This window comes from Microvirga sp. 3-52, from assembly GCF_018383585.1.
GTDB lineage: Bacteria > Pseudomonadota > Alphaproteobacteria > Rhizobiales > Beijerinckiaceae > Microvirga.
In genome coordinates this window covers 20,583-39,038 of record NZ_JAHAMK010000030.1, presented here as the reverse complement: position 1 = coordinate 39,038, position 18,456 = coordinate 20,583, and the positions used below count along the sequence as shown (strand labels likewise).

The following is an 18,456-nucleotide window of genomic DNA, read 5'->3' as shown; positions in this document are numbered from 1 at the left end:
CCTAAACGCTGTAATTCACGCGGCGCTCCACGAAGCGGAACTGCGCGAAGGTCAGAAGCAGCGCGAGCACCATCAGCACGACGGATTGCGCGGCGGAGGAGCCGAGGTCGAGCGTGACGAAGCCGTCCAGATAGACTTTGTAAACCAGGATGGAGGTCGCGCCGGCCGGGCCGCCCCGGGTTGTGGCGTCGACGATGGCGAAGGTCTCGAACAGCCCGTAGACGAAGTTGATCACGATCAGAAAAAACAGCGTCGGCGTGATCATCGGCAGCGAGATGCGCAGGAAGCGCTGGATCGGCCCCGCGCCGTCGAGATAGGCGGATTCGAGAATCGATTGAGGCACGGACATCAGTGCCGCCACCAGGAAGATGTAGTTGTAGCAGATGTGCTTCCATGAGGCCGCCATGACGATCAGGACGAGCGCATGCCAGGAATTGCGGTTGGGGTCCCAGTCGAAGCCGAGCCCCTGCAATATGTGGGCGACGGGGCCGACGCGGGGATTGAACAGGAAGGCAAGCATGATGCCGGCGATCGCCGGGGCGATGGCGTAGGGCAGCAGCAGCACGGTCCGGTAGGCGCCGCGCCCGCGCAGGATGTGGTTCGAGGCGAAGGCGAGCAGCAGCGCGAGCGACAGCGTCAGCACGTTCTGCGCGATGGTGAAGATCAGCGTCACCTGCGCCGAAGACCAATAGACGCTGCTGCGGAACAGCCGCTCGAAATTCTGGAAGCCAACCCACTGGATGGTTGCACCGAACGGGTCGGTGAGCTGGAAGGCCTGGATCAGAGCCCTGATCGAGGGGATGAAGAAGAACAGCAGCAGGATGAAGAGCTGCGGCGCCAGCAGCCAGAACGGCAGGCGCCATTCCCGGAAATGCGCACGCTTCAGCCCGCTTTCGGACTGTGCATCGCCGGTGCCCTTGACGAAGAGGCGCCTGAGCGGCCAGCGGAGGCGCAAACCGCCACCGCCAGCCGCCACGGGAAGGGCAGCCGTGCTATTTCTTGCCGGCATTGAGCTGCTCGTAGCGGCGCAGCGCCTCGTTGCCGCGAGCCACAGCATCGTCAAGCGCCTGCTGCACCGGCTTCTTGCCGAGGAAGGCGCCCGAGACCTCTTCCATGATCGCGACGTTGATCTGGTTACTGTTGCCGATGCGGAAGCCGAGCGAGTTGTCGCTGGGCGTGCCGCGCATCAACTGCACCACGGCGATCTCGCGCGTCGGGTTCTTCTGGTAGTAGCCTTGCGCCTTGGCCGCTTCATAGGCCGCGGTCGTGACCGGCACATAGCCCGTCGCCTGATGCCACCAGACCTGCGTATCGGTCTTCGCGAGGAAATCGTAGAAGGCGGCGACCGCCTTGTACTTCTCCGGCGTATGCCCCTTCAGGGTCCAGAGCGCGGCGCCGCCGATGACGCTGTTCTTCGGGGTGACACCCTGCTCATAGGGCAGCTCGGCCGCGCTCCAGTCGAACTTCGCGGCGGCGACGACCGCGGCGTGCGAGGCGGTGGAGGCGATGATCGTCGAGCATTCGCCGGAGGTGAAGAGCTGGATCGGAATGATGCCCTGGCCGGCGAGCTGCATCACACCGGAAGATACCAGCCGCTTCATGCGCTCGACCTGGCCGACGAGCTTGCCCTTGTTGAAGACGAAGCTTGTGTCGAGGCCATCCATGCCGTTGCGCTTGGTCGCATACGGGATGTCGTTCACCGCGCTGTAGTTTTCGAGGAAGCTCCACTCGTAGTCGCCGGGCAGCACCATCGCGCATTTCGAGACGCCCTTGGCCTTGATCGCGTCGAGCTGCGGCTCGAGCTCCTGCCAGGTCGTGCCGGGCTTGTCGAAGCCGGCGGCCTTGAAGTGGTCGCGGTTGTAGAACAGAATTGGTGTCGAGGAGTTGAACGGCATCGCCTGGAGCTTGCCGTCGATCGCGTAGTAGCTGACGACCGGGGCGATGAACTTCGAGGCGTCGATCGGGTGGCCCTGCTCCGCCATCAGCTCGGTGGTCGAGACGATGGCGCCGGAATTGACCATCGTCAGGAAGGAGCGCTCGTTCGACTGCACGATCTCGGGCTGGCGCTTGGCGCGATAGGCCGCGATCGTGCCGTTCAACACCTCGTCATAGGTGCCCTTGCCGATCGCTTTGACGACGTATTCCTTCTGGGAGTCGTTGAACTTCTTGACGAGTTCCTCGACGCGCTCGCCGAGCGCGCCGCTCATCGCGTGCCAGAACTCGATTTCCGTCGCCGCCTGCACGGGGGATAGCCCCGTCAGCAGCATTGCGCCCGCACACGCCAACGCACCGTAGAAAGGTCGCATGTAAAGCCTCCCTCATGAATTTATGCGAGCATATGCTCTTTGTTGAAGCATATGCTCGCACACTGGCTTGTTATGTCAACCGTTGATGACCGATGGATGACAGCCGCGCGCCGGCTTGTGCGCAGAGGGTGATGGAGCAAGGTTGGTAAGCGGGGTCAGTCCGCGAGGAGGGCGCGGGCCGTATCCTCGTCGGTGACGAGGCCGTTGACGATCCTCCCACGCAGCGCGGCGCGCAGTGGCGCGACCTTGGCCGGGCCTTGGCCGATGCAGATGCGCAGCCGCGCGCTGCCAGGCTCCGGTGGCACGCTGGTCACCCGCAGGTTGGTGCCGCGGTCGAGGAATCGGCCTTCGGCATCGAAGACCCAGCCGGTCACCTCGCCGACGGCGCCGTGACGGACCATGTCGAGCAGCTCGCCGCGCATCATGAAGCCATCGCGATAGAGTATGGCATCCTCGCCGATCTGGCTAATGCCCATCACCCAGAGGTCGGCCTCGCCGGCGATGGTGCGGATGCGCCTGATCGACTCGATCTCGATGAGCTGAGCGCGCTCTTCGGGGCTCGACACATAGAGCGGCAGCGGCATCGGAAAATACTGCGCCCGGGTGATTTCGGCCAGCTTGACCAGCGTATCGAAGGGGCTGGCCGAGCCATCGGGCGAGATGGTCCCGACCAGCGAGACGAGCCGGTGCAGCGGGCAGGACATCGGCGGAACGCGCTCGATGCTGGCCCGCATCGAACGGCCGGTGCCCAATGCCATGACCAGCGATTTGCGAGAGCGCAACCAACGCTCGATCAGCACGCCGCCGAGTGCGGCAAGGCCGGCTGCACCCGTCTCCGCCGAGCCGTCGGAAGGGGCAATGTCACAATGCAGCAGCTCGAAGCGATCGCGCAGCCGCGCTGCGAGCTCCATGCAGGTGCTGATCGGGTGGTTCATGCGGAAGCTGATCAGCCCCTCGCTGCGGCAGAGCGAGACGAGGCGCTGCGCCGCCGGGCGCGAGATGTTCAGGATCTGCGCGATGTCGTCCTGTGTGCGGCCGGCGATGTAGTAGAGCCAGCCGGCCCGGGCGGCGTCTTCGAGACGGGCGCTGTCGTTATCGGCCATCGGAGAATCAGCCGTCTGCGGGCATCGGTGCCAGCTCCCGCCAGGATTCGAGCACCTTGTCGGCTCCGGCGTCAAGAAGTGCCTGTCTCTGATCCAGGACTGCGAAATGGCTGCCGGCGGCCAAGCCGTAGGCCGTCATTCGAGCTGCCTTCGCAGCAGTGACGCCGCTGACGCTATCCTCGATCACGAGGCAGCGCTCCGGCGCCACGCCGCGCTCCCTGGCGGCCAGCAAGAACAGGTCGGGCGCCGGCTTGCCGCATCGCACGCGCGTCGTGCTGAAGATCCGCCCCTCGAACAGATCCCACAGCTCGACTTTCCGGAGGCAGATCTCGATGCGCTCCTCGTCGCTGGACGACGCCACGCAGTAGTCGCTTGCGAGGGCTTCGACCACGCTGCGAACACCTTCGACCCGCTGGAGCTCGCGAGCGAATGCAGCAAACAGGCGGGCCCGCCAGTCCTCCGTGAAGTCGGTCGAGGCCGGGCGGCCTGTCATTCTCTCGTAATCCTTGACGACCGCGCTGGATGGGCGCCCGAGATAGCGGCGCATGATCGTCTGCAGGTCATAGCTCGGATCGAGAGGCGAGAGAATATCGACCAGGGTTCGGCAGCTGATGACTTCGCTGTCGACGAGCACGCCGTCGCAATCGAAGATGACGAGGTCGAAGGGCGATCTTTGGACGGGCATGGGACAGCAACAATCTTGAGCAGATGCTCGCATGAAGAGCATCTACCCGATTTCCTGTCAAATCCAAAAAGGCGGGCCCTCCGGCGCTGCCTGGGTCATCCTAGCGCGATCCGTCGCGTGGTCGAAGCGCGAGAACCCGCCTCGCATGGGCGGATCATCGTGAAGCGTCCGTCCGCTCGAGAGGTAGGGCGTCGGCTGCGGGTCAGGAACCGCGGTTCCGTGCGTTTTCGGAACGTCCGTTTCGATGAGGATTGCTGCCTTCGAGCTTAGGTCGCAGGCGTGCCAGAAGCCGAACTTAGGGCATGATACTATCCTGTCGTATCTGCCCTGCGAGAGCTTTGCCAAAGCGCAGGATGAGGTCCCAGGCGGAGACCGCGACCCTCCTGGCTTCGCTCGCAATCATTGCTTACTGCGCAGATGCTGCGTCTGACCCAGCTATGTGCCATCCCATCCGTATACTGGACTAAGATCAGGCACCATTGGTCCGACAAGATATGAATCCGCTGCCTTCATCTCCTGGATGCCCGGCCCGAAATCCTGGAGCAAAGACACTCAGCACTTCTTCGACCCGTCGGGCTGTTTCTTCGTCCGGCCTCAGGTGCTTGTGACGATTGTAGAACTCCATAAACCCACTCACGACCTTGTTGAACTTGAAGGCTCGAACGTCCCGGTCCACCTGATCTTCAAAGGCTGACAGGTTGATCCGGTCGGAACCATTTTCGGACAGCCACCGCTTTATCCGCGACAGGAACCTTCTCTGGCCGACCATGTGCTCGTCCGACCACTCCCCGCCCTCGACGTAGGGGCCGATGAACATCAGGTATAGCCGCAACTCGTCGGGATCGTAATCGTCCGGACTGACCGCGTTCCCCTTGGACTTGGACATCTTGGCGCCGTCCTTCCGGATGACGCCCTGGTGGATCACCTTCCTGAAAGGCTCCTCCTGCGGGACGATGCCCATATCGAACAGCACCATATGGATGAACCGGGTGTAGATCAGGTGCATGCACGCGTGCTCGGCCCCGCCGACGTACAGGTCGACGGGTTGGTAGCACCCCTCAGGCAGGAACTCGGTCTCGCTGTCGGTCAGGTACCGCAGGTAGTAGAACGACGAGTCCACGAACGTATCCAGCGTATCCGTCTCGCCTTCAACCGGGATCGGGCAGCCCCACGCCCGCTGCCGCGAGATGCACCAGTCCCTCTGGTCCGCCAGCCAAGTCCGCTGCATCCGCTTCGTGGACTCGGGCATGTTGATCCTGTCCAGACCCGCGATCAAGCGATCCCGGTAGTCCGTGATCCGGAAGTACCATTGGCTCATGTCCTGGCGCTCGATTGCGCTGCCGCACCTTTCACAATGGCCATTGATTACTTGCTCGTTGGCCAGCACTGTCTCGCAGGACGGGCACCAGTTCACCTCACCCCAAGCCTTGTAGGCCAGTCCACGCTCATGCAGGCGGGTGAAGATCCACTGCGTCCACTTCATGTAAGAGGGATCGCATGTGACTAGGCGCTCCTCGTAGCAGGTGTTCATGCGGGCCATCTGGACCCTGAACTGCCGGATGTTCTCGTAGGTCACGTCGGCCGGGTCACGCCTGACCTTGCGGGCGTAATTTTCAGCCGGCAGGCCGAAGGCGTCGTAGCCGAAGGGCTGGAAAACTGTCATACCTCGGTGTCGCAGCCAACGGCAGTAGGAATCGATGACGGCATAGTTGTAGTAGTGCCCCAGATGCAGTCCCGCTGCTGACGGGTACGGAAACATCACGGCACAGTAGAAGTCGGCTTTCATGGCTCAACTCTCTGCGTTCGGGCGAACGTGAGAGGAGCGTCGCCCTGGTTACTTCGCGAAAACGACGAAAGTCCCGGCCGTCGTGACGACCGGGAGGCGAAGTCGCAGCATCTGAGCGAGCGTGATCATGGCCTCAATGTAACAATGACCCTAGCGCCGGTCAATGCGCGGGGACGGAACGTGCCAATTCGGAGCTATCGACCCGACCATGCCAGATCGAGGGTCAGCGCTCGGCCATGGAATGTCTGCATCGGGTCTTGGCTGTGTAAAAACGCTCACGTGTCGCACGTTTGAGCAACTTTAGGTCTTGCGAGCCCGCCTACGCCGTCGATTCCTCGGAAAATGGGCTTGAACTTGTAAAGATTGTTCCCCGGGATGCGCCCGGTTCGCGTTTTTACACATGGGGTAATTCCGGGGCCGCGCCATAACTGGCTCTGGGAATCAGCTCTCCAAGGATCGACGAGGCCCACGCCAGGGCCCTGACCGTGAGGAGGGTAGCCATGCAGCACTATGTCGGACTGGACGTCTCGCTGAAGGTGACGGCGATCTGCATCGTCGATCACACCGGAAAGATCGTGCGCCAAGGCATGGTCCCCTCCGACCCGGAGGCGATCGCGGGCTTCGTTCAATCCCATGCGCTGCATGTGGCCCGGGTGGGGCTTGAGACCGGAGCAACAGCGACGTGGCTCTGGAGCGAGCTGAACGCGCTGGGATTGCCGGTCATCTGCATCGATGCTCGGCATGCCAAGGCGGCGTTGAAGATGCAGATCAACAAGAACGACCGCAACGATGCGGCTGGCATCGCCCGCATCATGCAATGTGGATGGTACAAGCAGGTGCACGTCAAAGACCGCGGCAGTCACGCCATGAAGGCCCTGCTCGCCAGCCGTGCTCTGCTGGTCAAGCTCAAGCGCGATCTGGAGAACCAGATCCGCGGACTTCTGAAGAACCTCCGGCTGGTGATCGGCCGGGCCAAGATGAACGTGTTTGCCAGGCGTGCGGCCGAACTGCTTGAAAACCAACCGGACCTCGCCGCCGCAGCCCTGCCACTCCTCAAGGCGCGTGAGGCTGTCGAGCAGGAGATCATGGACCTTGATCGCAAGGTGCTGCGACTGGCCCGCAGGAGTCCTCAGGTGCGGCGGTTCATGACAGTCCCGGGAGTCGGTGCCATTACGGCGCTGTGTTTCTTGACAACGATCGATGATCCCACCCGCTTCAAGCGGTCGAGGAGCGTCGGAGCCTATGCGGGCCTAACGGCACGAGGCTACGCCTTCGGCGAGACCGATTGGACCGGCCGGATCTCAAAATGCGGCGACGCGATGCTGCGCAGCTACCTCTACGAGGCCGCCAACGTGCTGCTCACCCGAGTGGCCAAGTGGTCGGCGCTGAAGGCGTGGGGCCTCAGGCTGGCCAAGCGCAGCGGGCTGCGCAAAGCCAAGGTTGCGGTGGCGCGCAAGCTTGCCGTGGCGTGTTAGACAATGGTGCAAAGTTTGCGATCAGCTTTGTCTATACGGTCGCTCGCGAGGCTCTCCGGCGTCACACGACAGGTCCTGCGTTAAATCCTTCAGCCGGCACTGGATGAACCAGACCGATGACGGACGAGGACCGCCATGGCCAAGCTTTGCAAGCGGCGCTGCCCTCTGCGCCTTGAGGTCGGCTTCGAGGTCAGACGGGGCAGTCGGGACGTCTTGGGACGCGCCTATGAACGCCTCGTGCCCCTACGCAGCTGTTCGCTGCCATCACGAGCACAGGCCGCCATTTCCGAGGGAGCATGCGATGAGAACTCCGCACCTGAGAACCGTTTCGGCCCCACAACCCCTGCAGGTCGCTCTCTACGCCCGGGTCTCCTCCGACCAGCAGGCTGAGCATCACACCATCGACAGCCAACTGGCCGAGTTGACCGCCCGAGTGGCCCAGGACGGCCATCGCATCCGGGATGACCTGCAGTTCATCGACAACGGCCACAGCGGTGCCAGCCTGATCCGTCCCGCTCTGGAGCGGTTGCGCGATCTCGTGGCGCTGTCGGCGATTGATCTCGTCTACATCCATGCCCCGGATCGCCTCGCCCGCAGCTATGCCCATCAGGTTCTGTTGATCGAGGAGTTCACCCAAGCCGGCACGCAGGTGATATTCCTTAATCACCCGATTGGGACCACGCCCGAGGACAGCCTGCTGCTGCAGCTGCAGGGCATGTTCGCCGAGTATGAGAGAGCCAAGGTGCTGGAGCGCAGCCGGCGCGGCAAGCGCCACCGCGCCCAAACCGGTGCCGTCAGCGTCCTGTCCCGTGCGCCCTTCGGCTACCGCTACATCACGCGTGAGGCTGGCGGGGGAGACGCACGCTACGAGATCGATGAGGAGGCCGCCCGGATCGTGCGCCAGATCTTTATCTGGGTCGGGCACGAGCGCTCGACGCTAGCCGGGGTTTGCCGGCGCCTGCACGACAGCGGACTTCCGAGTCCGACTGGGCGGCGACACTGGAGCCGGGCGATGATCCATAGCATGCTGCTCAACCCTGCCTATGCGGGACAGGCGCTTTATGGTCGCCGCCAGAGTGTGCCGTGGCGGCCGCCGCTGCATCCGCCGCGCGGCCATGATGGCCTGCCGCGACGGTCCTGGCGGCAAGTGCTCGCCCCGGCTGAGCGGCACATCGGCATCGCGGTGCCAGCGATTGTCGGCGAAGACCTCTTCGCGAGTGTCGCCGAGCAGCTGGAGGCCCGCCGCAAGCGCAATCGCGAGCGGCTTGCGGGCGTCCAGTATCTGCTGCGGGGCCTGCTCGTCTGCCAGAAGTGCGGCTATGGGTTCACCGGCCATCACCATCGCGGGCAGTGGCGCTACTATCGCTGTTGCGGCACGGACCGGAGCCGCTTCCACGGTGCGTTCCGGTGCGATGCCCGGCTGGTCGCCACGGAGTTGCTCGACGAGGCGGTGTGGACCGAAGTCTGCCGGCTGCTCGACGATCCGGCACAGGTGATCGCAGAGTATCAGCGGCGCCTGGACGCCATGCAGGCCACGCCGCATCGGCTCGAACTCGATGCCCTCGATCGTCAACTGGCCAAGGCCCACCGCGCGCTCGAGCGGCTGATCGACAGCTACACGGAGGGCTTGATTGAGAAGCCTGAATTCGAGCCGCGCCTGGCCGCGTTGCGGCACCGGACAGCCCGGCTGGAAGCTGAAGCCAAGGCTCACCAGGAGGCCGATGAGCAAATCCGCTCGCTGCACCTTATCATTGGTAAGCTGGACCTGTTTGCCGCAATGGTGCGCGAGCGGCTCGCGGGTGCAGATTGGGCGACCAAGCGCGACATTATCTGTACCCTCGTCAAACGCATCGAGGTGGCCGATGATGTTGTTCGGGTAATCTTCCGGGTGGATCCCGGCGTCTCAGGTCCACCTGAGACAGGCCAAACTTTGCACCATTGTCCAACACGTCGTGATCTGCACCGGATGTGGATGGATGGCACGGACTTCCACTGGTCATCACAGGAGGCCGTCCAACAGGCAACATGAAAGTTTAACTGGAATCCCGCCAACCCGCGGGAAGCAAGGTCCCTGCCGGGACGTTGGCGTTGGTGAGATCGCCCCAGGCTTTGCGAGGCCCATCAGGGCAGAGCGCGCTTCACACATTGATCCGCCAGCGTCATCTGACGCCATCATGCGGAAGGCCTGTCCTTACCGCGGAGAGAACCCTGGACCCGGCAAGGATGCCCACAGAGAGCTTGACCCCAAACCCGGAATTAGAGAACAACCAGGGTCAAAACGAGACTTTCCCGGTGCGCAGGTTTCGTACGCTCCATTCCTCCCACTCGGGGGTGAGACGCCTCCGGAAACCTGTCACTGGAAGGTGTCCACCTCCAGCGGTACGGTGGCGCGAATCGTCGTCGCCCCCGGCTCGCCCGCAATCTCGAGAGTTCCGTTGAACTGCCGGATCCGGGCCTCCATGCCGGGTATCCCGACGCCGAGCGACAGGGATGCATCCCTATTGGCCGCGGACGCGACGTAGCCCTTGCCGTTGTCCACGATCACGAGACGGAGTTCGCCCCCGTCGAGACCGAGATCCACCGTGACCCGCGTCGCCGCCGCATGGCGATGCACGTTGATCAGGGCCTCCTGGGCCACGCGCAGGATCGACCGCTGCACTTCGAAGGGGACGCCGTCCACGTCGTCCGCGACGTTCGCCACGCCCTCGTCCCGGTCCGGTCGGCAAAGCCGCCGACGAGCTGCCGCAGCAAGGCTGCGAGGCCGTCCATCCGCAGGCCGGGCGGGTAGAGCAGGAACGACACCGTGCGGATCTCCCGCTGGGCCTCGTCGAGGGAGGTCCAGACCGGGTCGAGCGCCTCCTCCACGCGCTCCGGGTCACCCCCACCGCGCTGACCCCCATCAGGGCAAGGCCGACGGCCGCCAGGTGCTGGGCCGTCGAGTCGTGCAGGTCCGCCGCAATCCGCTGGCGTTCCTCCTCCTGGAGCGACAGCAGGCGCCGGGCGATGTCCCGCACATCCTGACGGGCCGCCATCAATCCGGACACGTCCTCATGGGCAACGACCGCATAGGTGCCGCCCTCATGGTGGAAGCAGTCCGCCGTCATCTGGAAGTGGCGCTCACCGCAGCGGTAGCTCGACCTGAACGCCGGCCTCTCCCCGTCCAGCAGCGCCGCGAGCCCCCGGGCCACCGCGGCCGCGCGGGGCTCGCTTCCGCCGGCGGCCCGGCACACCTCAAGGTAATTGGTTCCGACGCCGTGATGCGGATCCGCAAGGCCGCTGGAGTCGCCGAACGAGCGCCAGGCCTGGTTGACCGCGATGATGGTGCCGTCCCCGGCAAGGATGGCCACGTGGGCCGACAGGGCGTCGAGGGTGGCCTGGAGCAGGCCCCGGCTGCGTTCGGCTTCCGCCCGGGCCTCGCGGTCGGCCGTCACGTCGCGGGCCGTCCCGACCAGGGTGATGATGCGGCCCGTCTCGGGATCGCGCACCTGGGCCAGGCACGTCTGCCAGTGCTGGATCCCGCCGGGAAAGGCGAGCGTTTCGTCGTAGATCATCGGCTCGCCGCGCGCGACGCATTCCCGGTACCGGCCCGTCACCGCCTTCGCTGCCTGGGGTGGCAGGCATTCGTGCGGTTCCCTGCCCGCGATCATGCCGAGGCGCAGCCCCGTCGCCCGCTCGTGGGCGGGATTGAGCCCCTCGAAGACGAAACGTCCTTCGGCGGCCACGGTGACGACGAACAGGCTCTCGGGGGTGTCGTTCCACAGGCTGGCATGGCGGGCCTCGGACAGGTGCAGCTTCCGGGCCGTCAGGGCCGCGGATGCCTCGACGGGTCCGACCTGGCGCGCGACAAGCAGGCCGGCGATCCCTCCCGCGAGAAGGAGCACAAGTCCGATCATGCCGATCCGGTGCCACGCCTCCGCGAGCGGGGCATCCACGAGGGCAGCCGGGACGAACGCACCGGTCACGAAGTCCGTTTGGGCGGACCGATGATAGGCAAAGAAGGATTTCGAGGCGGCATCGTAGCCCGTGCCGCTGGCCGTACCACCAAGACCCCCAGAGCGTTCGCGAAGCTCCGCAGGCATGACACGGGCAATGGTGGGTGGGTGATCGCTGCTGGCCGCGGGAGCGTGATTGCGGTCGAACACGGTCGTCGTCCAGCCATCCGGCAGGAGGTTCTCCAGCAGGATCGCCGCAAGCCGGGTTTCGGGCAGGTTGACCGTGAGGAATCCCTTCATCCGCCCGTCGGCATCATCAACGCGGACCGCCACGGCGATCACGTGGGTGTTGGCGATCGGCGAGAACGTGCGGCTGGAAACGCTGATGCGCCTGTCACGGACCCAGTTCCAGCCGGCCTCGAAGCCTGCCCGCGACATCGCCGAAACGGCTGTCGATACAACTCGTTCCATGCTGCAAGGCAGCCTTGCCCTTCTGAATGGCGTTTCGGAGCCAGAGAAGACGTGAGCGGCGCTGGCCGGACGAACCGCAGCGCATGCGTCGCGATGAGCCCTATGAGGGTTCGCCCGACTTTGCCGATGACCCGCGGCAGGGTGACCCGAGGCGCGGATGGTGAGCATCGATCTGTTCTCAGATTGCTCTCAGATCTTCCTGCTGAGGAAGCGCGATCCCGCAAGCGCAAAGCGCCAGGGCCTGTCAGCGGCCCGGGTGATCCCGATGCGCAGCCCTGACGTAATCTCGACCGGGCCCTCTCGATCGAAGACCTGGAAGGGTGTTTGGTCCAACGGCAGCGCGTTATGAGTGCTTGTCACACCCAGAGCTTGGCACAGACGGCCAGGCCCTGAGCAGAGACGACGTGGATCGTCGAGGCCCCTCCGTGCCATCATGATCGCGATCCCGACGGTTGGCTCCAATGCTCTGATCAGGACAGCGCTTCCTGGCCGGCATACGAAGTTCAGGCACCAGTGGATCCCGTAGGATCGGTACACGTAGGCCTGCCCGGCAGGACCGAACATGGCCGCGTTGCGGGGGGTTGGGCCGCCAAAGCTGTGGGAGGCTGGATCGTCCCCGGTGTAGGCCTCCGTTTCAACAATCACGCCGCCGATGCCGTCGACGAGCAAAGTGGCTCCGACAAGATCTTGCGCAACAGTGACGGCATTCCGGGCGAAGAACGCCGAGGATAGCGGCATGGCCATGCAAAGCCTTTCTGATGCAAACTACCATCGGTCGGTCTTGAAGCGGCGGCTCAACCCGTGGACCACCTCAGGGCAGACGTTCCGCCAGCCAGGATTGGAGAGTGTACCGTTGACTCTGTCAGAACTCCCTTGTGAGATGGTTGCGCAGGTCCATGCTGCTCTCTGGGCGAACAATCTGCACATGCCCGCCTTCCCTCGCCGCCCAAGCTCTTTTCCTCTCGCAGATGGAGGTGCTTGGGCTAAGCCGCCATCTCCTCACGCGAGTCGGTGATCTGGAACAGGTAGAACCCGTTAAACCGCACGCCGACCTGGGCAGCCCTTTCCTCAAAGCCTGGAGGGCTCGTATCCGACGGCCGCAGCGCCCGCTCAAACCTCCACTCGTCCGGATCAACAAACCCGGGAACCGGACGGTCCTCCGGCACGGCACAGAGAAGTTCGGGCCGCTGCCTGTTGCGGAACAGGTTGTAGGTGCAATCACGGGCAGACGATCTGGCAGACGCCAGCAGCGGAACGGACATCATGGGGATTCCCTGGAAGCTGGCGCTCTTGTCAGTTTTGGTGCGCCGCGTCTGTGGCCCGCCTTACACCAAGCCGATGGGTCCCGATATCACCCTTGCGGAGTACTTGGATCCGTCGGATCCGCGACGCCTCATTGCCGTCCTGGTTGGCACTCAGCGCCCATCAGCCTTCATGAAGTCTGCCGTGAGCGTTCGCTCGAGCTCCCATGTCAGCGCTGTCGGGTTGGCTCGGTTCCATGCCCGCTGATGCCGCTGCACGAAGCGTTTGCGACTGCGCTTGACCTCGCTGGGAAGGTGAATCGCCAGGGGCACGAAGCTGCGACGCAGTTGAGCCTCCGTCCTCTTCCTGGACGGGAGGGCAGCCTCCGCGGCTTCCGCCGCAGCGATATCGTCTGGCGTCGGATCGGAATGGCGCCTATACGCATCCTCCTCAATCTGGAGGAAGGCTCTGTGCTGGGCCGCGTCGTGTTCCCGTAAGCCGGGAGTGTGTTCAAGGAGGTATGCCTCAAGGGCTTCACCCCTGCCCCCTTGCTCGTGTCTGGCCGAATGGGTCTGATTTGGCATGTCCTAAGGCTCCTTACGTCCTGCTGTCACCACTGGTGTCCTGGATCACAGCTCCACCAAGCCAGTTCTGGGCGTCCTCCACGCTGCCGAACGTGTGTTCTGTCTCGGTGAAGGGCGCGGGCCTTCGCCTGGGATGCACATCCACCAGGAGCTCCGCTGTCCAGGTGGCATTGCTCGTTGTGCCGCTCCGCACCAGACTGGCGATGATCACCCCATCGAGCAGGACGTCATAACTGCCGGGAGCCAGCCGAGAGAGTGTGTAAGGCATGCTCAATCCTCTTAACCCCTAAAAGGATTCACACGACCGCTGCTTCGAGGCAGCTGGACCTGACGCAATCCATCGTGTGCCATGCGAGTGAAGGCGGCCTCTGGACGAGGAGTGTGCCGACTGTTGACCCGCTCCTGGCAAAGAGAAGCGCCCCGCGCATGGCAGAGGCGCTTGAGTTCCAGGGAGGGCCGACCCCCAGCCGCTCCATCATGGACCGGATCACAATGCCCGATGAACACGATTGTGGCTGTACCGAAAAGGGCACAGACGCCGGAAGATGCGTCCTCAGAGGCTGGCGAGCGCAACGACATGTTGAGGCCGGGCACGCCTTGCAGGCCAAATCCATGCGCGCAATTGCTCGCAAGGTCTCCGCAGCTCTGCCCTGATAGGACTAACGCGAAGCAACCCAACGCTTCGGCACTGCCAGTTTCCAATGGATTGTTCGAGATGATGTCCGGTGTTCAAGCCGAGCGAGGCGAGCTTTCTGGCGCGCCAGTTCGCTAAATCGATGTTTCTTGCTCCAAGCTCTGTTGGCGCTTGCGGCCTCGTGGATCCGACTGAGGCGGACCCACTCTCTGACCTGGGGACGAGAAGCTTTGGGTGCGCTGATCGTACGCTTTATCGGGTGCCCGCGCCGAATGTCTTTGCCGCTCGTGCGGATCCTCGGCTGTGCAAGCGCCCCAGGTAGGGCTCCAATCTCAGTTCCGACAGCAGCAAGATGCTGGCGAGCCCTTCTGCAGTACTCGATGCTGAGGGCGCTCATCTTGTCCGAGCCGTGTCCGGCGCGGTACTTCATCAGCGCGCGACACAGGTCACCGTCGGCCAGCCGCCAGGCTTTGGCCAGATATCCCACGCCATAGCGAAGATTGGTCCTCGGCTCCGCCAATTCGGCAGACGTTCCTTGGAACCCCAGCAGCGCGGCGGTCTTGGGTCTCACCTGCATAAGCCCGATCTCGCCGATGCTGCCAACCGCGGTTGGATCGTACCGGCTCTCGATCCGCACTACCGCATCGACAAGGGCTGGCGGCACCCCGTTGGCTGCAGCCTCATCGGCAATGACTGGCAGGTACGTGGATCGTTCTTTGAGAGCACGGGAAGGAGAGGCAATGTCCAGAATGGCGGATGTTGTGAGCGGCTCAAGATCAGGCGGCTGGGGAAGCGATGCAAGCTGCCAATCCACATCGATTTCGAGTGCGTTGAAGTCAGGCTCGGCTGACCCTGAACTTGGAAACAGCACGAGGAACATTGTCGCGCAGGCAACAAGACGTACGCTGAACATAGGCCATGATCCCTTGAGGGCGGCGCTCTACTCAGCCTTTCGCAAATGTGTTGATGGATCGTTTATCGGCGGCTGTTTCCGAAACATAACGGAGGCTGCCGATCAGCAGCGGTTCAGACAGCTTTCACGATTCAGCAGTAACAATACTGGATGTCTGCCCGAAGCTTAACAAGACAGCCAAATGAAGGCTGTGTGGGGCAAGACGTATCATCAAAGCGGCTGGGAAATATGCTTAAGATAAATGAAGATATACCTATAACCCTGAACAGAGAGCTGGACCCTTTCAAGCGGCTGATCGAGCAAGCTCAAAAACCACTGTCACGTCAGGAGTTCACCCTCACCGAAACCTTCACGGACCTGATTGAGGAAAGCCTGACACGGGGGTGGATCTATTCGACCTCCTTACAGGAGCTGGTTGCCGCCATGGATCCGCGGCTTTCCGGCTTCTCCATCGATTCGTTGGCACAGGTCTTCGACTTTGAGGAGGTGCAGGTCTGGGCCAACTCCACCCGATCGATGCCAACGCGGTCACACGGCGCTGTTGCCATGCGCAATGCCGCCTTTCTGCTCATCCAGCTCAAAGCGATGGGTTTCCGGGTCGACGATGCGCCGCTCAGCTCCCGGATGAGGCCGTTGTTGGCCAGCAAGAAGGTCCTCGTCGGCCGCGAGTTCTATGTCTTCTGGCAGCAGGAGCTGGAAGCCAAGCGAGAGGCGTTCGTTCTCTACAGCGCGCCTACTCCGCAGACCGTGACAACCCGAGAGGTGACCTTACCTCTGGGACACCGCATGCGGATCATCTCCGATAGAGAACGTCCGATCGGCATTGAGATCACGCCGCCCCAGACGACGGAGATCAGCCCGGACTAGCGCTGGCTAACCTGTCTGGGATCGACCAGAGGCTGCTGGAGCCCGCGCGTTCTGGAAAAGAGCAGAGGTCGCCGTGGGGCAAGCCTGCTCTTTCGGATCATCGGAGCCCGGAAGAGATGCCAAGGCCTGTGAATCCCGTGGAGAACGGGGACAAGCAGGAGAATTGTCACCAGCCGTTGCTCGCATAGGCCGAGAACTCGTTCTTGACTCTGTGACTGGAGACCTAAGCAGGTCCGGGGGCGCAGGAGCGCAGTCATGCGCCATCACTGTCCCGGCACAGCTGGGAGATGATCCCGGAGTTCCCCAGCCATCCGATGACGAGAGGAGAAGGCCGTGAACCCGTCGTCACACTGGACTCTGTTCCTCGCCCGCCCTGGTAACAGCCGGCGGCACGTCGTCCGGGATCCGCAAGGCGAGCCCCGGCTCCTCTTTGGCGATGATAACGGCACGCGGATCAACGATCGTCTCGCCCGGTACCTTGTTGCGAGCCTGAATGCGGGTCTCGATGTAGAAGACCCGAATCCGGACGAGGGCTGGTTCCTGGACAGCCCGGGAGACGGCAACGAGCAGGAACCGGGGCTTTTCATTTGCGACCCGGGTTTTGAAGTCAGGCTCGAAATCCTCGAGACAGGGAGCCTTGAAGAGGATCATGCGCTCGGCAGAAGAGTTAAAGCGCTGATCAATACCTATTTCGTCCAGGAGGACAGTTCACATCCAAGCGTGTCCTCTTCCAGCTCTCGGACGGAAAGGGCGTAATCCAAAACCGGGCTCTGAGTGCTTTGGGGCCGGTTGTGCGTGGCAAGGTTCAGCCACAGGCGGTCCGTCTACGCCTTCTGCGCACTTCACTCCCATGTGGCATCTGGCACTTTGGCTGGGTTCAACCTCAGTCAGAGAAGCTCCATGAGACCAATTATCTGGACCGCTTTGGCAGCCTGCAGCCTCCTGTCAGTCCCGTCAGCCTTCGCGCAGAGCCAAGCCCAACGCGGGGAGTACCTGGTGACCATCATGGATTGCACCGGCTGTCATACCCCCGGCACTTTCCTCGGCAAGCCTGACATGCAGCGTCCTCTGGCCGGATCGGAGGTCGGCTTCCAGATCCCCGGCCTTGGCATCTTCTACCCGCCCAACCTCACCCCTGATCCCGAGACGGGGCTCGGTAAGTGGGGCGAGGCCGACATCATCAAGGCAGTGCGGACCGGCGTCAGACCGGACGGTCGGCAGCTCGTGCCGATCATGCCGTACCACTCCTACGGCAAGCTCACGGATGCCGACGCCAAAGCTCTGGCCGGCTATCTCAAGAGCCTGAAGCCGGTCAGGAACCAGGTGCCCGGTCCGGTTGGGATAAACGAGAAGCCCACAGCCCCTTACCTGACGGTGGTCATGCCCCAGTAGCCACTCGCAGCAGAGCACCCAGAATCCAGAAGCCGGCAGCTCTGGATAGGCTCAGGAGACATCAGACATGCTCGAGGCTGAACTGCAGCGGCTGCGCGACGACAACTCGGCGATTGCGGCACTGCTGCAAGACCTTGAGAACAGCCTCGCGCTGCCGCTCCCGCCCGAACCGCCGTTCCCGGTCATGGCGGATGTGATGGCCTTGCAGGATCGGCTCTATGCCATGGCGCGTCAGGCGGGAAACATGAAGCGGGTGATCCGTGACAGGATCCTGCAGCAGGCGCTCGCAGCCGACTTTTCGCCGCAAGGCAAGGACGTATCAGCAAAAAATCAGGCTGGGGGTGTGAAGTTCGTGGCGCGGCTTGGATAGTCAGCATGGATGCTCGCGCTGCCCTCCTGATACTTCTCACCTGCTGCCCGGCTCTGGGTCTGATAGCCTATTCTCCTCTGAGAACCGCAAATGGAGACTGTGTGCCAATCCAGCTATGCCGCCGCTTCGCTGGAACGGGCAGCATCGGCCAAGCCCTGCTCGATAAGCTTACGAGCCTCAGCCTCCGTTATGTGTCTTACTGCTGCGATTTCATTCGTCATGAAATCCAGGGCGCCTTTGAAAATCTGGCGTTCGCTGTAGGACGCCTCGTCCTGCTGCGGCCCGCGGTTCAGATCCCGCAGAATCTCTGCGACGGCCGTCAACTGCCCGCTCCCCATGCGCTCCTGATAGTCCGCCGCCCGGCGGTTCCACATACCACGCTTGGATCGAGCCTTTCGGCTTAGGATCTCGAGTGCCTGGTTGGCGACGGTCGGCTCAGACAGCTTTCTCAAGCCGCTGCTCTTCGCTTTGGCAATGGGAATGCGGACCGTGACCTTTCCCGAGTCGAGTGAAAGCACAAGGCGGTCAAGTTTGAACTCGGCCACCTCTTGCTCCTCGATCCCTGTGATCACCCCAAGGCCATGGCTGGGATACACGACCGTTTCACCAGCCTGGAAGCTCAGAGCATTGTTCTTCGTTGTCATTCAGAAAAGGTCTCCTTGAGCCACAGACCATGCTTCATCTGAGACGATCGGT

The 18,456-nt window shown here is 63.0% G+C and carries 18 protein-coding genes; 5 read left to right on the top strand and 13 right to left on the bottom strand.

Features of this window, described 5'->3' with window-relative positions; genetic code table 11:
* Position 1: 1 nt before the first annotated feature.
* The 5 genes from KHP60_RS19415 to KHP60_RS19395 all read right to left on the bottom strand — a co-directional run bounded on the left by KHP60_RS19415 (position 2) and on the right by KHP60_RS19395 (position 5,880).
* The gene (locus KHP60_RS19415; RefSeq protein WP_213565957.1) at positions 2–1,009 is read right to left on the bottom strand and encodes an ABC transporter permease subunit; all 1,008 of its coding nucleotides are present in this window, start codon (positions 1,007–1,009) and stop codon (positions 2–4) included.
* The gene (locus KHP60_RS19410) at positions 993–2,306 is read right to left on the bottom strand and encodes an extracellular solute-binding protein (RefSeq protein WP_213565956.1); all 1,314 of its coding nucleotides are present in this window, start codon (positions 2,304–2,306) and stop codon (positions 993–995) included. Before KHP60_RS19410 ends, KHP60_RS19415 begins: the two co-directional genes overlap by 17 nt.
* 155 nt (positions 2,307–2,461) lie before the next feature.
* Complete coding sequence (locus KHP60_RS19405) at positions 2,462–3,409, bottom strand: sugar-binding transcriptional regulator (RefSeq protein ID WP_213565955.1); 948 nt, start codon at positions 3,407–3,409, stop codon at positions 2,462–2,464.
* 7 nt (positions 3,410–3,416) lie between these two features.
* Positions 3,417–4,094: an HAD family phosphatase gene (locus KHP60_RS19400; RefSeq protein WP_213565954.1), complete on the bottom strand. Its 678-nt coding sequence runs from the start codon at positions 4,092–4,094 to the stop codon at positions 3,417–3,419.
* Positions 4,095–4,563: 469 nt separating this feature from the next.
* Complete coding sequence (locus KHP60_RS19395) at positions 4,564–5,880, bottom strand: class I tRNA ligase family protein (protein ID WP_213565953.1); 1,317 nt, start codon at positions 5,878–5,880, stop codon at positions 4,564–4,566.
* Between the two features lie 500 nt (positions 5,881–6,380).
* Between KHP60_RS19395 and KHP60_RS19390 the strand changes: the two genes are divergently transcribed.
* Together KHP60_RS19390 and KHP60_RS19385 are read left to right on the top strand one after the other, a co-directional pair.
* Positions 6,381–7,355 carry an IS110 family transposase gene (locus KHP60_RS19390; protein ID WP_213565952.1) on the top strand — a complete coding sequence of 325 codons (975 nt, stop codon included), beginning with the start codon at positions 6,381–6,383 and terminating at the stop codon, positions 7,353–7,355.
* 301 nt (positions 7,356–7,656) lie between these two features.
* Positions 7,657–9,384 (top strand): recombinase family protein, encoded by a 1,728-nt coding sequence (locus KHP60_RS19385; protein WP_249688939.1) that lies wholly within the window; start codon positions 7,657–7,659, stop codon positions 9,382–9,384.
* 324 nt (positions 9,385–9,708) lie between these two features.
* On the opposite strand, the gene KHP60_RS19380 is transcribed toward KHP60_RS19385, so the two are convergent.
* The 6 genes from KHP60_RS19380 to KHP60_RS19355 form a co-directional block, all read right to left on the bottom strand.
* A complete protein-coding gene (locus KHP60_RS19380) occupies positions 9,709–9,969 on the bottom strand; it encodes an ATP-binding protein (RefSeq protein ID WP_409366300.1) in 261 nt (86 codons plus the stop codon).
* Positions 9,854–11,758: a PAS domain-containing protein gene (locus KHP60_RS19375; protein ID WP_213565950.1), complete on the bottom strand. Its 1,905-nt coding sequence runs from the start codon at positions 11,756–11,758 to the stop codon at positions 9,854–9,856. Before KHP60_RS19375 ends, KHP60_RS19380 begins: the two co-directional genes overlap by 116 nt.
* Positions 11,759–11,947: 189 nt before the next feature.
* Positions 11,948–12,496, bottom strand: a complete 549-nt coding sequence (locus KHP60_RS19370) for a DNA-3-methyladenine glycosylase (protein ID WP_213565978.1) — start codon at positions 12,494–12,496, stop codon at positions 11,948–11,950.
* A gap of 245 nt (positions 12,497–12,741) precedes the next feature.
* Complete coding sequence (locus KHP60_RS19365) at positions 12,742–13,023, bottom strand: hypothetical protein (protein ID WP_249688938.1); 282 nt, start codon at positions 13,021–13,023, stop codon at positions 12,742–12,744.
* A gap of 574 nt (positions 13,024–13,597) precedes the next feature.
* Complete coding sequence (locus tag KHP60_RS19360) at positions 13,598–13,852, bottom strand: hypothetical protein (protein WP_213565949.1); 255 nt, start codon at positions 13,850–13,852, stop codon at positions 13,598–13,600.
* A gap of 391 nt (positions 13,853–14,243) precedes the next feature.
* The gene (locus tag KHP60_RS19355; protein WP_249688937.1) at positions 14,244–15,131 is read right to left on the bottom strand and encodes a lytic transglycosylase domain-containing protein; all 888 of its coding nucleotides are present in this window, start codon (positions 15,129–15,131) and stop codon (positions 14,244–14,246) included.
* A gap of 228 nt (positions 15,132–15,359) precedes the next feature.
* On the opposite strand from KHP60_RS19355, the gene KHP60_RS19350 reads away from it, so the two are divergent.
* Complete coding sequence (locus tag KHP60_RS19350; protein ID WP_213565948.1) at positions 15,360–15,998, top strand: hypothetical protein; 639 nt, start codon at positions 15,360–15,362, stop codon at positions 15,996–15,998.
* A gap of 345 nt (positions 15,999–16,343) precedes the next feature.
* Here KHP60_RS19350 and KHP60_RS19345 read toward each other — a convergent pair whose 3' ends face one another.
* On the bottom strand, positions 16,344–16,649 hold the full coding sequence (locus tag KHP60_RS19345) for a hypothetical protein (RefSeq protein WP_213565947.1): 306 nt from the start codon (positions 16,647–16,649) through the stop codon (positions 16,344–16,346).
* A gap of 249 nt (positions 16,650–16,898) precedes the next feature.
* Between KHP60_RS19345 and KHP60_RS19340 the strand changes: the two genes are divergently transcribed.
* Positions 16,899–17,390, top strand: a complete 492-nt coding sequence (locus KHP60_RS19340; RefSeq protein WP_213565946.1) for a cytochrome c — start codon at positions 16,899–16,901, stop codon at positions 17,388–17,390.
* A gap of 67 nt (positions 17,391–17,457) precedes the next feature.
* Positions 17,458–17,760 (top strand): hypothetical protein, encoded by a 303-nt coding sequence (locus tag KHP60_RS19335; protein WP_213565945.1) that lies wholly within the window; start codon positions 17,458–17,460, stop codon positions 17,758–17,760.
* A 113-nt stretch (positions 17,761–17,873) separates the two neighbouring features.
* On the opposite strand, the gene KHP60_RS19330 is transcribed toward KHP60_RS19335, so the two are convergent.
* On the bottom strand, positions 17,874–18,404 hold the full coding sequence (locus KHP60_RS19330) for a CarD family transcriptional regulator (protein WP_213565944.1): 531 nt from the start codon (positions 18,402–18,404) through the stop codon (positions 17,874–17,876).
* Positions 18,405–18,456 lie beyond the last annotated feature (52 nt).